Genomic DNA, 15,875 nt, shown 5'->3' with positions numbered 1-15,875 from the left:
TTGATGAATTATCTAGCAAAAAAAAGAACTAAAGCTAATGTGTATTCTGAAAAAAAATATCAAATAGCAAATGTCTACAGAATTTTTTTTGCTAGATTTTTTGATTTGTTAATATTGGCAATCCCATGAGTTATACTTAATGCAACCTGAAAATCTACACCTGGTGATTGACTACCAATCATCGTTCTGGTCGCATCATCTTTTTTTGCAACAATCATTTACTTTGTCATTATTCCTTACTGAACAAAAGGCAACACATTAGGAAAACTTTTGTTTCAAATTAGATTGAAACAAAAAGGTAAAAGCCAACCTGATTTTCTCCCACTGTTGTTGAGAGAAAGTTATTTTCTTTTGATTCCTTGATTCTTAGCATTCTTATTTCAAGTTATAACCATTTTAATTTTTCAAAGTACCACAAAAAATAAAGAAACAGCAGATGCAATTTGGATGTTGATTTTTTTGAAAAATATTGGATTTTTATTTTATGGATTATGATTATTTTTTGTTGGCATGAGTATTAAATTTCAAAAAAATCATCAAGCAAGTGTTGATCTTAAATATGGAGTTTATGTTGTTTATAAAGAAGAATTTCATGGTTGATCAAAGCCAAATAAAGACAAGTTAATCACTAACCAAGAAACACATGTTTCATTAAAAGATCAACCAGGAAATTTTAACAAAGACCAAATTGAAGAAATTCAAAACATTGATAAAGAAGGAGAAAAGAATGAATAAATTATTTGAAAATTTAAACGAACAACAATTAATTGCCGTTAAAACAACTGATACTCCTTTGAGAATTATTGCAGGAGCAGGATCTGGGAAAACCAGAGTAATTACTGCTAAAATTGCTTATTTGATTAATGAAAAAAATATTTTTCCGAGAAAAATATTGGCAATGACATTTACTAATAAAGCAGCAAACGAAATGAAAGAAAGAATCAAAAAAATGCTGGATAATGAAAATGTTAATCCATTCATTTCAACATTTCATGCATTTTGTGCTCGTGTTTTAAGAGAAGAATGTGAAGCAATTGGGCTGCATAATAAGTTTTCAATATTAGATTCAAATGATCAAAGAGCAATCATCCGTAAAATCATCAAAAATATGAAACTAAATGAAGATGGTACATTGAATAGATTTGATAAAAAAGCATTATCAAAAATTAGTTTTTGAAAAAATGAATTAACAGAACCTGATGAAGCTTTGGATATTTGTAAAGACATTGAAGAAAAAGCCTTTGCTAAAATTTATAAGAAATATCAACAACATTTATTTGAACAAAATTTGGTTGATTTCGATGATTTACAAATTTTGGTTTATAAAATCTTTCGTGATAATAAAGATATTTTACAAAAATGAAGAAATAGATTTGATTATGTTATGGTCGATGAGTTTCAAGATACCAATGAAATTCAGTTTGATTTAATCAAACTCTTAACCGCTGGGAAAAATAATCTAACAGTTGTTGGAGACCCTGATCAAACGATCTATTCATGAAGAGGGGCTAAAATTCAAATTATCATGCAGTTTCATCAAGTTTATCCTAATGCTGTGACTGTCGTGTTGAACGAAAATTATCGTTCAACACAACAAATTTTAAATTTAGCAAATGATTTGATTGAACACAACAAACACCGTGAACCAAAATCAATTTTTACAAATAATGATCACGGGCCAAAACCAAAATTAAAAGAATTTTCAACAAGATATGGGGAAGCTAGATTCGTAGCACATGAGATAAAAAAACTAGTTGAAGAACAAGGTTATCAATATGGCGATATGTTCATTTTGTATCGAATGAATGCATGGTCTCAAGAGTTTGAAAAAACACTAGATAATGCCAAAATTCCTTACAACTTAATTGGAAGTATAAAATTCAGAGAACGTAAAGTGATCAAAGATTCAATTGCGTTACTTAAATCAATATCAATTTGTGATGATTTATCTGTGGAAAGAGTGCTTAAATTCACACCTAAAGTTGGAGATGTCACAATTGAAAAAATTTACAATTTAGCATCAGAAAAACAATTATCACTTTTTGAATTAATGATTGATGAAGAAAATAGTGTTAGAACAATTACGAAATATTTAGACCCAATCAGAAACACTTTTATCAAAGCAAGAGTGATGTTTGAAAACAATGAATCACTTGTTGAATTAATGAAATTCTTGGTTAAAGAATCAGAATATGAAGCAATAGTTAAAAGATTAGATGACAAAGATCGTGATGAGTGAAAAAATGTTGAAGCACTATATGATCAACTTAAAAATTTTGAAAAAGGATTTAATTCAGAATTATACGGAGAAGAAAATGTTACATTAGCGTTTTTACAAGAAGAAAGTTTAGCAAGTGAAGAAGCTGATGAAGAAAAATCTAATCGTGTATCATTACTAACAATTCACTCAGCCAAAGGTTTGGAAAACAAAGTGGTTTTTGTTGTTGGTTTGAATCGAGATGTCTTCCCTTCAAAAAATTCAATGTTAACAATTGCTGAATTTGAAGAGGAAAGAAGAGCGTTGTATGTTGCATTAACAAGGGCAAAAGAAATTTTGTACATTAGTTATATCAAAGGTGAATATTCGCATTTATCTGGTGGGGCTTTGATTGAATCAAAATTTGTCAAAGAATTAAATCCTGATTTATACACATATGAATCAAACATTTTTGTCAAACAAGAAGGAAAATCTGGTTCATATCTCAAAAAAGTGTTTGGTGAAAAACCAGAAATTGAAGTGATAAAAACGGATATCAACGAAAACGATCTTGTAAATCATGTGATGTTTGGTGATGGAATTGTGATTAAAAAAATGGATCGACAACTTCAAATTCAATTTACTGATTCACGTTATGGATCAATGATTCTTGCAAGTGATAATCCAGTTCTAACCAAAAAATAAAATTTATTTTTTGGTTGAAAATGATATATTGAACAAAAAAGATTTAACAAATCATACATAAAATGTATAATCAAATTAGTGATTTAAATAGGAGAATTTACAAATGGCAAAATTTAGTGCAATCGTTACCGATAGAGTCGGATTACACGCAAGACCAGCTTCAGTGCTAGCGAAAGAAGCTTCAAAATTTACATCTGATATTAAAATTATTTCAGGTGATAAAACTGGAAATATAAAATCAATCATGAACGTTATGGCAATGGCTATCAAATCAGGTGCTGAAATTACAATTGAAGCAACTGGGGTCGATGCTGAAGAAGCAATCGTAGGTATCAAAGCAGCGATGATTGCTAACGGAGTTATCAGCGGATAAACGAACAACTAAATAGTTGTTTTTTTATTTATGTTAAAATATTAAGAGAATATTTTAAAAGAGGTTTGAGATAAAATGGATAGAAAATCAGTTTGAGAAAAAATATCAATTCCAAGCTCTGAAACCAATACCAAATACCCATTTTATTTTAATTTATACAATTACAAAACTAATGGAATAATTTTTGTTATCACGGGTTTAATTTTGCCTTTGATTTCATTGATCATGTTCAGATTTATTGGTGGTATGTCAACTCCAGCAATTGATGAAAAAACTAATGCACAACTAGTAACTTATAATTTTTTAGTTTCGTTTGCTTCAACAATTATTGGTTTGGTTTTTCTTTTAATCAAAGATAAAGCACTATTTTTTAAATCTGGATTGTTTATTTTCTATGGTTTCCAATTATTTGTCCCACTTATTGGAGTGCTTTTGAGTACTTTTGTATCACTTATCAATTTTGGGTCAGAATGGAAAAACATTATTTTTCTTTGGTTTCAAATTATTGCTGAAATCATCGTTGCGATTGTCGCTTTGTATTGAACGACTGATTTAAAAACAAGAATTATTAGCACATTTAAAAAAGACTGATTAAAAATCTTGATCGTAATTTTGGTCGGAATTGGTTTGATGATTGGAATCGGGCAGTTGTATGGTTTTTTAGTTAAAGGAACAGCATTAGGTGAAGATTCGCAAAACCAATCAGAGTTGATTGGGTTAATTAATAATGAAAATCCGACTATTAGAATCACTTATATCATTTCTTTATTTGTGCTAACAATTTTAATCGCCCCATTGGTGGAAGAAATGGCGATGAGACATGCTGTTTATGTTGGGTGTGGAAATAGAACCATTGCTTTATTTGTCAGTGCTTTAATGTTTGGAATGATTCATGTTAATTCTGGAGACGTCGAACATATTCTAAGTTATGTTTTATCGGGATTAGTTTTTTCAACCATTTTTAGTGTTTGTCGAGGGAATGTTACATATACTTGATTGACACATGCTGGATATAATGCTTTCGCTTTTGTTCTGCTATTTATAAACTAGGAGGTCTAAAAATGACAAAATTTGAAATTCAAAAAAATGATCAAAATCAAACCATTTTTAAATTTTTGAAGAAAACTTTTTCTTCAACACCACTATCTGTAATTCATAAATGATTCAGAAAAAGTGATATCAAAATTAATGGTAAAAAAATTAAAGATCCACAAATCATTTTAAAATTAAATGATCTTGTTGAAGTTTATGATTCTAATAAACCAATCGTTCGAGATAATTTTAAAATGGTTGAAAATTTAGATTTAGAGATAGTTTATGAAGATGAAAATATTTTAATCATCAACAAAGAAGCTAACGTTGAAATGCATTCACCAATCAACGAATCATTAGATGATATGGTCAAAACATATTGTTTTAACCAAGGGATTTATGATCCGCAAAAAGAAAATTCATTTGTTGTTTCACATGTTCACAGACTTGATAAATTGACCTCAGGATTGGTGATTTATGCGAAGAACAAAATGTCACTTGACATTTTGTTAAAAGCGTTTAAGGATCATGAATTAATTGATAAGTATTATTTAATCAAAGTTCGCAAGCAACATTGAACTGGCGATTTTGAAGCTAAAGGGTGAATTGATTATGATCCCAAAATGCAAAAATCTTTTTACAGTGAAACAGAAAAAGATTTTTATAAAACCGCAGAAACACGTTTTAGATTAATCGAAACTAATGAAGATAGTTTATTGATTGAAGGGCATTTAATCACTGGAAGAAAACACCAAATTAGAGCAACTTTAGAATATTACAACTTACCAATCATTAATGATTTTAGGTATGGTGGTGAAAAAATTAATAATGAAAAAATGATTTATTTACGAGCCTATAAAATTGTTTTTGGTAAATTACCAAACGAATTAGAATATTTAAGCGATAAGGTAATTGAATTAAATATATAATAAAACAATAAAAAAGTAAGGAGGTTAAAATGAATAAACATAGCGGATTTCAAAGTGTGATGAATGCAATGGTTGGAGCGATCATGTCCATTGTTGGAGCAGTCATCCAATTTTTAATGATTTACTGAATTTTGAAAGCTTATGGATCATCTGTCAATGGGTTTATCAGAATTTCGACCGCCTTATCTTTAGCTGTTGGAAGCACTGAAGGAGCATTGGGAATTGCAACCGTTGTTTTGCTGATGAAACCGATGGCAAATTCTGATTGAATTACAGCCAATGAAATCATTTCAACTTCCAAAACAAAATATCGCCAATCAATTTGAATCGGGATTGTAATCATCACCGCAATTTCATTTTTATACCCTTTAGAAATGGCAATTTTGCCCAGTTTAATGAATGGAACACCAATCGAAATGCCTGAAATTATTGCCATTTCACAACAAGGTGGAAAAGCTATTTCAGTGCCAATTAGTGTTTGAGAAATGGTTGGAATTATTTTTATTTTAGGATTTAAACAACTCGTATCAACTTGTTTTTTTGGTATCTATGAAAATATTATTATGGCCGATCAAAAATCGGGCACCAAAAAAATCATCATTCTATTTACCGATATTTTAGTCTATGGAGCGTTCTTTTTAATTTTAAATAAAGCGATTGATAGTCAGGAATTTATTCATCCGATCATCCCACTGATTGTGCTAATTGTTTATGGTCCAATTCGGGGATTTATGATGAAATTATACGTCAAAAGATATTACACCTGAATCAAATACTATCCTGATTTTAACAACTATGCATTAGTCAATTCGACCAATAAAATGTTTTGATCTAATCTAGGTCAAGACGTTTTAATCAATGCTGATTTAATCATTTTATTTATTGTTTTAGGGTCATCAGGATTTAAAATTTCTTCATCATTATCACTTTATTTATTGATTGCATTTAATTTAAGAATTATCTTAACAAGTTTGATTCTTGGGTTTAGAGAATATTTCACGTCCGTTTTATCAAAAAACGGACGGTTAGAATGAGAATCATATTCTAAATATGAATTGTATACAATGGTTGTGGCTGCAACAGCCTTTATTTTCATGTCGATGGTTTCACCATACATTGTTACTGGTTTATACGGGCAAATTATTTTTGATGACTTCGCATCAAGGGATATTTCAGCATTAGCGGGCCAAGTACAAGTGGTCGCCCAAGCCGAAAAACAAGCTGTTGAATTTATTTTTACCAGTCCGATTTTTTCAGGAATATATGGGGGCACCATTGCCCTGATCATCTTGATGCAAGGTCAAATTTCGTTGATTCAAGCAAAGGGCAAATTTGGGGAAGTGGCAAAATCCGTCAACATTATAGCGGTATCATTTTTGATCACTGAAGCTGTAATAACATTTTTAATTGCAACACTTTTGAAGGAAAATAATACTCTATATATTATCAATACATTAAAAGCTTTTTATATAATTAAGTTGTTTTTCATGTCGGTGAATTATATGTATCTGTGACAATATACATGACGATTTGTCACATATAATTCAACATTTAAATATGTTATTTCCAATTTCTTGTGTTTAATTTTCCCAATTGTCGTTTCTATTTTGATTAATATTTTGGTTATTTTACCAAGATATCCATTGGTGCTATTTAATGCTGAAAATGTTTTCAAAAATTCAGTTACATTTGCCAAATTATTACAAATTTTCATGTTCGCAATGATTATCACTCTTGGTTCTTCGCTAGTGTTACCGATTATTTTAAGACCAAAAGTAGGACTATTTATGTTGTTATCTTTACCAATTTTAAAACAAATCAATAATGCTTCAAAAGAAAGAACCAAATTAAAAAGATATGAAGGAGCAGAAATTAATAATATTGATTTGTTTGCAGAACAAAAAGAAAACGTAGCACAAGAACCAGAAAAAGCCAAAAATAATAAAAATTCGAATTCTAAAAATAGTCCACTTTTCGAACAATATAATTCTTTTGAAAAGCCAAAAATTTATAAGATTAAGAGTAAATCTAAATAGTTTTTTTCATGGATTTTTCCAAGAAAAAAACTCATAATTGATATAATTGATAGTAGAAAGATAACACAAGATGGAACAAATAAAAAAGCACTTAGAACAGTTGAAAAAAAAGTTAAATCAATGATCAAAAGAGTATTATACTTTAGATTCTCCAACTGTGGATGATCTAGAATATGATTTGGTCATGCAAGAACTGAAAAAAATTGAAAATGAACATCCTGAATTAATCACTAATGATTCACCAACTCAAAAAGTTGGTCACACAATTAGTGATAAATTTGAAAAAGTTGCACACAAAATTCCAATGTTATCACTGGCTGATGTTTTCAGTTGAGAAGAAGTTGAAAATTTTAATAATCAAATTGCTAAGCAAACCAAAACCTTAAATAATGCTTATTATGCAGAATTGAAAATTGACGGCTTGTCAATTTCTTTAAATTATGAAAATGGAAAACTAATCACAGCAACAACTAGAGGTGATGGTGTGGTTGGTGAAAATGTGATTAATAATGTTAAAACAATTAAATCAATTCCTTGAACCATTCCTGATCAAAATCATATTGAGGTCAGAGGTGAAATTTTCTTTTTGAAAAAAGAATTTGAAAAAATTAATAATGAAAAACTTTTAAATCAGGAACCACTTTTTGCTAACCCGAGAAATGCAGCTGCCGGAACTATTAGACAACTTGATTCAAGTATTGTTGCTAGTCGTAATCTTGATGCTTTTTTATATTACTATTTTTCATGAAATGATAATAAAAAAATTCACACCCAACAAGATGCCTTGTTAGAAATAGAAAAGCAAGGACTAAAAGTTAATAAAGAAGGTAGATTGTGTAACAATCTCGAAGAATTAAAAGCTTATATTGATGAATATACAAACAAAAGAGATGATTTGGACTATGAAATTGATGGAATAGTGATAAAATTAAATGACTTTAATTTATATGATAAAATAGGTTACACAGCCAAAACACCAAAATGGGCAATTGCGTATAAATTTCCAGCTGAAATTAAGGAAACAAAATTGTTAGATATTTTTCCATCAGTTGGTAGAACTGGGAAAATTACTTATAATGCAAAAGTGGAATCTGTCCAATTAGCCGGGACGAAAGTCACGGCCGCGACACTTAACAATGCAGAATGAATTGAAACAAAAGATTTACGAGTTGGGGCAACTGTGAAAATTAAAAAAGCCGGAGACATTATTCCTGGAATTATTTCGGTTGTAAAAAATAGTGATTACCAAAAATTAGAAAAATGAAGCAAAGCTGAGTTTTGCCCTGCTTGCAAAACTAAATTAGAAAAAACCGATAATGAAGTTGATCAGTTTTGTGTGAATTTTTCTTGTCCGGCACAAATTCTTAGATCACTTGAACATTTTGCTTCACGTGGTGCGATGAACATTGTTGGGTTAGGATCATCAACCTTAAATAAATTTTTTGAAGAAAAAATTATTTGTTCAATTGATGATATTTATAAAATTGAAAAGCATAAAGCAGAGATTATCAACTTTGAAAAGATGGGTGGAAAAAGTTACGAAAACTTAATCCAATCAATTGAAGATTCAAAAAATAGATCTTTTGAAAAAGTGTTATTTGGTTTAGGGATTAGGCATGTTGGATCAAAAATTGCCAAAGTTTTAGCAAAGACTTTTGGCAATATCGAAAACTTAAAAAATGCTGATTTTGAAACGCTATCAACTATTGATTCAATTGGTGAAGTTTTGGCTCAATCAATCATAAACTGGTTTACGATTGAAGAAAATATTAGACTCATTAACGAACTAAAAGAAGATGGTGTGAACTTTAATTATTTAGGTGAAAAAACAAAAACCAATCCCTTGATCACGGGAAAAACTTTCGTGATTACAGGAACGTTATCAAAATCAAGAGATTCATTTAAACAATTGATTGAGTTAAATGGTGGAAAGATAAGTGATAGTGTTTCATCAAAAACCAATTTTGTTTTAGTTGGTGATAATGCAGGATCAAAAGCAGAAAAAGCAACAAAATTAAAAATTAAAATAATCAATGAACAAGAATTTGATCAAATGATAGGAGAATATGAAAATGAAGAATAAACATGACTTAAATGAGGACTATATAAAAGAACTTGCAAATGATATTATGCTTGAATTAAATGAAGAAGAGATTGAGATGATAGCTTCAATTGATGATTTGATTAAAGAAAAATTTGCCAAGGTTTTAAACATCAACACTGATGGAATTAGTGCGATGCACTACCCATTAGAAAATGCACATACATTTTTACGTGAAGATTCAGAATCTAGAAATATTGATCAAAAAATTGTCTTAGATAATGCACCACAAACAATTGATGACTTTGTTGTGATTACAAAGGTGGTGAAATAATGAATTATAAAAATTTAAGCATAAGAGAATTGCATGAACTTTTAAGAACCAAAAAAATCACCGCTCTTGATTTGACCAAGCAAGTGATTGAAGAAATGCAAAAAGATGATCAACCAAATTTTTTGATCACTTTACCAACAGATGATATGCTGAGATATGCTCAGTATTTGGATCAAAATTTTGATCCAAATAATCTTTTATATGGAATACCGTATGTAGCAAAAGATAATTTTTCAACCAAAAATATTAGAACAACTGCAGGGTCTAAAATTCTATCTAATTACATTCCAAATTTTAATGCGACAATTGTTGAATTGTTAAACCAAAATCAAGCAATGATGGCAGGTAAAGTAACGTTGGATGAATTAGGAATGGGTGGAACCGGATTGCATTCAGCATATGGAGAAATTTCAAATCCGTATGATCAAAAAAGACAAATCGGTGGTTCTTCATCTGGTTCTGTTTATGCTGTTGCCAAGGGTCTTGTTCCATTTTCGTTAGGAACAGATACTGGTGATTCAATTCGAAAACCCGCAAGTTATGTGGGGATTGTTGGTTTTAAACCAACATATGGAGCTATCTCTCGTTATGGAGTGATTCCTTATGCACCAAGTTTAGATCATGCTGGATTTTTCACAAGAAATGTTGATGATATGGCTTTGATCGCAGATGTGACTTTCAAAAAAGATGACAAAGATTTTACTTCATTCGAAACTCGTGATCAAGATTTTTTAAAGGACATTAATGACTTAAAACCAACCACTAAATTTGCTTATTTAAAAGAAGTTCAAGAACATTTGCCTGAAAAAATCAAACGCAAATATGAACAGTTATTTAATAAGTTAAAAGCAAAAGGATATGAGGTAAATGAAGTCAGTTTTGATCTTGATTTATTGAACACGATTAATCCTGTGTATATGATGATTTCTTATCCTGAAGCAATTTCATCACATGCAAACCTTTCAGGAATGGGATTTGGGATGAGAGCTGAAGGTGAAAATTATGCTCAAATTATGATTAATTCTCGTTCAAAATATCTTGGTGAAATTGTTAAACGTCGATTTGTAATTGGTTCATTAAATTTAAAACAAGAAAATCAAGACCTCTATTTCTTAAAAGCTAAACGTGTGCGAAGATTAATCGCCAATGCTTTAAATGATATTTTAGCAAGTGATGATATTTTGATTCTGCCACCATCATTTCAACCAGCTCCCTTAATTGAAACAGCTTTAGAAGATGACGAAAAAGCTGATTCAGATTTCTTACATGACATTTTAGTGATGGGAAATTTTGCCGGGATTCCTTCAATCACAATTCCTTTTACAACAGAAGAAGCGATGCCGATTGGAATTAACTTAAATGCTGGAGTTTATCAAGATAAAAAACTTTTGCAAGCAGCAAAAGTTTTAGAAGATATTATTGGAATTAAAGATAGAATTGTGGGGGATAAAAAATATGATTAATAATTTTGAAATTATCATTGGAATTGAAAACCATGTTGAATTAAAAACGAACAGTAAAATGTTTTCTTCTGCCCAAGTTGGTTTTGGAGCAACTCCAAATACAATGATCAATGAAGTTGATTTAGGTTATCCTGGAGCAATGCCGACCGTTAATAAAAGAGGGATTGAATTAGCAATCTTAGCTGTTAATGCTTTAAAAATGAAATTGGATCCATTAGTAAAATTTGATCGTAAAAATTATTTTTATCCAGATTTAGTTAAAGGTTTTCAAATTACCCAACAATATTGCCCAATTGGAAGTGAAGGAATTTTAGAAATCGAAGTTCATGGAATTAAAAAAAATATTGAAATCGAAAGATTGCACATTGAAGAAGATACAGCCAAACAAATTCATAAAGGTGATTTAACATTTATTGATTACAATCGTAGTGGCATTGGTTTGGTCGAAATTGTGACCAAACCAGTGATAAGAAGTGCTGATGAAGCAATGGAATATGTAAATAATTTAAGAGAAATCTTACTATTTTTAGGGATTAGTGATGTCAAAATGTATGAAGGATCATTACGTTGTGATGTCAACATTTCACTTCGTCCATTTGGGACTACAACCTTTTCAAATAAAGTTGAAATTAAAAATTTAAATTCAATTGCTAACATTAAAAAAGCAATTGAATTTGAAGTTGAACGCCAACAAGAAATTTTATTAAAAAATGGAATTGTTGAACAAGAAACCCGAAGATTTGATGAAACCACTCAACAAACAGTGCAAATGAGAGCTAAAGCTGGGGCAATTGACTATAAATATTTTACCGAACCAAACATTGCTCCAATTCAACTTGATCAAAAATGAATTGATCAAGTGATTGCCAATTCTCCAGAACTACCAAGTGTTAAAAGAAAAAAATTTGTGGAACAATTGGGTTTAGAAGTTCATGATATGAATATTATTTTATCAAGTTTAGAACTAACAAATTTTTTTGAAGCAACGATTAAGTTAACCAATGATGCGAATAAAGTTGTGAAGTTTTTAATTACTGATATTCTTTCTGAATTAAATAAAAATAATTTAACAATTGATCAAATTAAATTAACACCTAAAAATTTAGCAAGTCTAGTTAATCATTTAAATGATGGAATTATTTCATCAAAACATGTTAAAACTATTTTCCCAATTATTATGAATGAAGATATTAAAACTGTTGATCAAATAATTGAGGAAAATAATTTGAAATTAATTAGTGATCCAATTATTATTCAAGATTTATTAGAACCTATTTTACAAGCTAACCAAGAATTGTTGAAACAATTCAATGAACGACCAGAACGTGTTTTAAAAACAATCATGGGACTATTGATGAAAGAAACTCAAGGCAATGTTCATCCAGATATCGCCAACGATATTTTGTTGAAACATTTAAAAAACTAAAAATAGCGCCAAACACTAGCAAACTAACTTCGGTTATTTTGCTAGTGTTTTTTTAAAAATTTCAGCATAAACATGATTAATAGATGTTTTGAGAATAAAATATTACTATAAAATATGAAATTTAATCAAAAAATTTATTGGAGGTGGAAATAATATGTTAGTTGCTATTACAACTCTTTATTCTTGTTTAACATTGCTTTGTATTCTTTGCACAATTACATAACACAAGTATACAGAGTAATAAAACAAAAAGCGATTTTCAATATGTTCAAAGATCAAATTGATTTTAATGAATTTCCTTTATATTTGAAAACCGAAAAACTTAAATCACTAATGTACTACGCTATTTTTATATTTATTGCTTGATTAATTTTTATAATATTTGCTTGTTGAGTAATTCTTGGAACTAAGTTAACGAAAAAAAGAAATAACAATCTTTTTTGCTATAAGTATTAGTCTTTTAGTTTTTCACGTATTGGTTAGTCTATGGTTTTGATGAAGAAACAACACTTTAATTTGATCAAAAAATAAGCTATATTCTAATAATGATTTAGAATCAACAAACAAATTTGCTCAAGAAAATTTTAATTTAGATGTTACTTCTAATCAACTAAACATAATTTCTGTAAAAAATTCACATTGGTTAATGATATATTCGTTTTGTGTACCATTAATTGCTTGAATTATTCCTTCAACTTTTGTAAAAATTAAAGTTGATCTGTTTGAAGGTAAATTAAATTCCGACTTAAAAAAATGTCAAAAAAAACTTATGAAGTTATCAATCAAAAACAAGCCAATAAAGGAAATTGAGATATTTCTTATCTATTTAAGAAATGTTGGTAATTTTATTTGATGAATGGAAAAACTTCATATTAATAACATTGTTATAAATGAAAAACAAGTTCATTTATATGAATTAAAAAACGCGGCAATTCAAAACTTTTTCCATTATAAAAACTCAGTTCAACTACCAAAATAAATTAATTTTAAAAATTCTCCTATCACTTGGAGAATTTTTACATATTTGATTAAATACAATATTTTTAAATCTTTATCAAATTTTTCATTTTTAAAATTAACTTGAAAAAAATGTGAGAAAATAATAAGGCAATAAAAACAGAAAAGTAATGTTAAGGGAATTTGGTTAAATGCCAAAACTGTACCAGCAACTGTAAAAGGGATCAATTATCCAGGCCATTGGGAAACCGAGAAGGCGATAATTGAGATGAACTTGAGTCAGGAGACCTATTATCTTTCTACAATTATTCTTTTTCCTGGTCAGAAAAAGTTGGTTAAATTTTCTTTTTCCAAACACGACCACGATTTATTTAAATCGTGTTTTTATTCCAAAAATTTAGAGTAAGATGTTTGCTCTCAAATCTAACAATCAAATTAATTTGATTGTTACTTTATTATCTCGAAAGGAGAATTAAAAAAATGATCAATTATAAATTCACAACAATTAGAATTGTTTTCATCGCGATTTACACAGCTTTAATTTATAGTTTGCAAGTTGCGTTATCGTTTTTACCGAATGTTGAATTAGTCACATTTCTCTTTTTAATTGGGGCTTTATTCATGCCGCTTTGAGCCATTTTAACAGTTGCAATTTGTTTTAATGTTCTTGAATTTGTGACTTATGGTTTTGGTGATTGAGTTGTTTTTTATATGATCATTTGACCGATTTTTGTCCTATTGATTAATTTAGTTTTCAAAAAAGCAATTTTAAAACATTGATGAATCGGAGTCATTATTATGACTGTTTTTGGTTTTGCTTTCGGAACACTAAACACCGGTGTTTGAATGATGTTTTATGGTGTAAGTGGGGCAATGGCATATTGAATTGCTGGCTTTAGTTTTGATTTAATTCATGGTGTTGCCAACATGTTGATTGGTGTTGCTTTAATCATTCCTGTGATGAAAGTGATGAAAAGTTACATCCCTAAAATTTTTGTGAATAAAACCAATATAAAAATAGAAACGAAGGGTTTAGAAGATGGAAAACCAACAACCTCAACAAGCACAAGAACCTCAACAACCTCAACAAAACAACAAGAAATTTAAAATCACCATCATTGTCATGGCAGTGATGCTTGTGATTGCTTTTGCTTTATCAGCATTTGCCTTTATTCAATACAGTAATTTAAAATCACAATTAAGAACTCGTGATGTGCATTTAGTGATGAAAAGTTATACCAAACATCCCGAATGGGGTCCAACACAAATCAAAGAAAACGAAAAAGGATATTTAAATTTTGATAAAACATTGGATGTTTCTTGATTTGGGAAAACAGCTTATGAATATTTAGATGCTAATAGAGAAGAGTTAAAAATGACTTTTAAAGTCTATCCAGGTATGGGTGGAATGTTAATGGGAATTAATGGTTTGAATGGAGATTCAAAGAATTTTTGATCACTAAACAAAGACACCGGTTTGGCTGATATTTATTTAGTTGATTTTCTAAGAATTGATTTTACATACACACCAATTAAGTAATGATTCAAAAAAATAATCCAATGGATTATTTTTTTCTTGTATCTTCTAAAGTGATTGTTGGATGCCCATCAAGAATTGAACCAGCTTTTAATGTAACAGTTGGTTCTTGCATTTCGCCTTGAATTTTTAAAGCCAATTCGTTAATCACAACTGGTTTGGCAAGAATAACAACAATATCATCAAATTTTAAAATTGTATAATCATCAGGAATCAAAATTTTTCCTTTACGTTTAATTTGAATAATAATAAAATCTTTTGAAGCTGAAACTCCTGCTTCTTGCAAGGTTTTTCCAACCACATCTTCAGATTTGACAAATAAACTTGTTGAAATATATTCATCATCAATTGATTGAACTTCAATGTCTGCATCAATATCAAAAGTTGCACGAGTCGCAACAATTTTTCCAGCAATTGTATCTGGAGTAATAATTTGATTTTCATTTAAACCTAGTGCTTGCAGCACACGTTTGTGTTTGTCATCTCGAGCTTTAACAAATATTTTTTTAACTTTTAAATCAACTAAATTTAAGACAGTCATCAATGATGATTCAATATTTGAACCCATAGCGACAATCACTCCATCATATTGAGCAATCCCTTGTTTTGCTAGGTTAATTTTATTCGTTGAATCCAAAACAATCGTATCAACTGTATCAAAACCAGATATCGCTTTTTCTAATTTTTCCGCATCACTGTCCAACATTGTCACTGTTTGTTTTTTATCAATTAAAGTTGAAAGAACAGAAATTCCAAAGTTAGAAGCACCAATGATGGCAAAATTTTTTTTCTTGATCATATAAACCTCTTTTATTTCTAAATCAATTATACCAAATCTCAAAATA

Annotated in this window: 14 protein-coding genes and 1 riboswitch; of the genes, 13 read left to right on the top strand and 1 reads right to left on the bottom strand. The window is 29.3% G+C overall.

Annotated features, from left to right (window positions below):
- Positions 1-3: 3 nt before the first annotated feature.
- The 13 genes from ELUMI_RS00250 (at position 4) to ELUMI_RS00190 (ending at position 15,033) form a co-directional block, all read left to right on the top strand.
- Positions 4-735 (top strand): RDD family protein, encoded by a 732-nt coding sequence (locus ELUMI_RS00250; RefSeq protein WP_025734535.1) that lies wholly within the window; start codon positions 4-6, stop codon positions 733-735.
- Positions 728-2,902 (top strand): ATP-dependent helicase, encoded by a 2,175-nt coding sequence (locus ELUMI_RS00245; protein WP_025734534.1) that lies wholly within the window; start codon positions 728-730, stop codon positions 2,900-2,902. Before ELUMI_RS00250 ends, ELUMI_RS00245 begins: the two co-directional genes overlap by 8 nt.
- Positions 2,903-3,005: 103 nt before the next feature.
- Complete coding sequence (locus tag ELUMI_RS00240; protein ID WP_025734533.1) at positions 3,006-3,275, top strand: HPr family phosphocarrier protein; 270 nt, start codon at positions 3,006-3,008, stop codon at positions 3,273-3,275.
- 75 nt (positions 3,276-3,350) lie between these two features.
- On the top strand, positions 3,351-4,325 hold the full coding sequence (locus ELUMI_RS00235) for a CPBP family intramembrane glutamic endopeptidase (RefSeq protein WP_025734532.1): 975 nt from the start codon (positions 3,351-3,353) through the stop codon (positions 4,323-4,325).
- Between the two features lie 11 nt (positions 4,326-4,336).
- The gene (locus ELUMI_RS00230) at positions 4,337-5,236 is read left to right on the top strand and encodes a pseudouridine synthase (RefSeq protein ID WP_025734531.1); all 900 of its coding nucleotides are present in this window, start codon (positions 4,337-4,339) and stop codon (positions 5,234-5,236) included.
- A 29-nt stretch (positions 5,237-5,265) separates the two neighbouring features.
- Positions 5,266-7,272 (top strand): hypothetical protein, encoded by a 2,007-nt coding sequence (locus ELUMI_RS00225; RefSeq protein WP_025734530.1) that lies wholly within the window; start codon positions 5,266-5,268, stop codon positions 7,270-7,272.
- Between the two features lie 70 nt (positions 7,273-7,342).
- On the top strand, positions 7,343-9,355 hold the full coding sequence (ligA, locus tag ELUMI_RS00220; RefSeq protein WP_025734529.1) for an NAD-dependent DNA ligase LigA: 2,013 nt from the start codon (positions 7,343-7,345) through the stop codon (positions 9,353-9,355).
- Positions 9,345-9,647, top strand: a complete 303-nt coding sequence (locus ELUMI_RS00215; protein WP_025734528.1) for an Asp-tRNA(Asn)/Glu-tRNA(Gln) amidotransferase subunit GatC — start codon at positions 9,345-9,347, stop codon at positions 9,645-9,647. The genes ligA and ELUMI_RS00215 overlap by 11 nt, the downstream gene beginning before the upstream one ends.
- Positions 9,647-11,110, top strand: a complete 1,464-nt coding sequence (locus ELUMI_RS00210) for an amidase family protein (RefSeq protein ID WP_035018957.1) — start codon at positions 9,647-9,649, stop codon at positions 11,108-11,110. The genes ELUMI_RS00215 and ELUMI_RS00210 overlap by 1 nt, the downstream gene beginning before the upstream one ends.
- On the top strand, positions 11,106-12,536 hold the full coding sequence (gene gatB / locus ELUMI_RS00205; protein ID WP_025734526.1) for an Asp-tRNA(Asn)/Glu-tRNA(Gln) amidotransferase subunit GatB: 1,431 nt from the start codon (positions 11,106-11,108) through the stop codon (positions 12,534-12,536). The genes ELUMI_RS00210 and gatB overlap by 5 nt, the downstream gene beginning before the upstream one ends.
- Positions 12,537-13,182: 646 nt before the next feature.
- Positions 13,183-13,515, top strand: coding sequence for a hypothetical protein (locus ELUMI_RS04560; RefSeq protein WP_156921428.1), 333 nt, complete (start codon positions 13,183-13,185; stop codon positions 13,513-13,515).
- Between the two features lie 129 nt (positions 13,516-13,644).
- Positions 13,645-13,803: riboswitch (cobalamin riboswitch) on the top strand.
- Between the two features lie 170 nt (positions 13,804-13,973).
- On the top strand, positions 13,974-14,600 hold the full coding sequence (locus tag ELUMI_RS00195; RefSeq protein WP_025734524.1) for a hypothetical protein: 627 nt from the start codon (positions 13,974-13,976) through the stop codon (positions 14,598-14,600).
- Positions 14,533-15,033, top strand: coding sequence for a hypothetical protein (locus tag ELUMI_RS00190; RefSeq protein ID WP_025734523.1), 501 nt, complete (start codon positions 14,533-14,535; stop codon positions 15,031-15,033). The genes ELUMI_RS00195 and ELUMI_RS00190 overlap by 68 nt, the downstream gene beginning before the upstream one ends.
- 25 nt (positions 15,034-15,058) lie before the next feature.
- Here ELUMI_RS00190 and ELUMI_RS00185 read toward each other — a convergent pair whose 3' ends face one another.
- Entirely contained in the window at positions 15,059-15,829 is a 771-nt protein-coding gene (locus ELUMI_RS00185) for a potassium channel family protein (protein ID WP_025734522.1), read from the bottom strand.
- Positions 15,830-15,875 lie beyond the last annotated feature (46 nt).

Origin of the sequence: Williamsoniiplasma luminosum, assembly GCF_002803985.1 — a bacterium.
Taxonomy (GTDB): Bacteria; Bacillota_I; Bacilli_A; order Mycoplasmatales; family Mycoplasmataceae; genus Williamsoniiplasma; species Williamsoniiplasma luminosum.
Note: the sequence above shows the minus strand (reverse complement) of the source record. Positions and strands in the feature narration are given on the sequence as shown.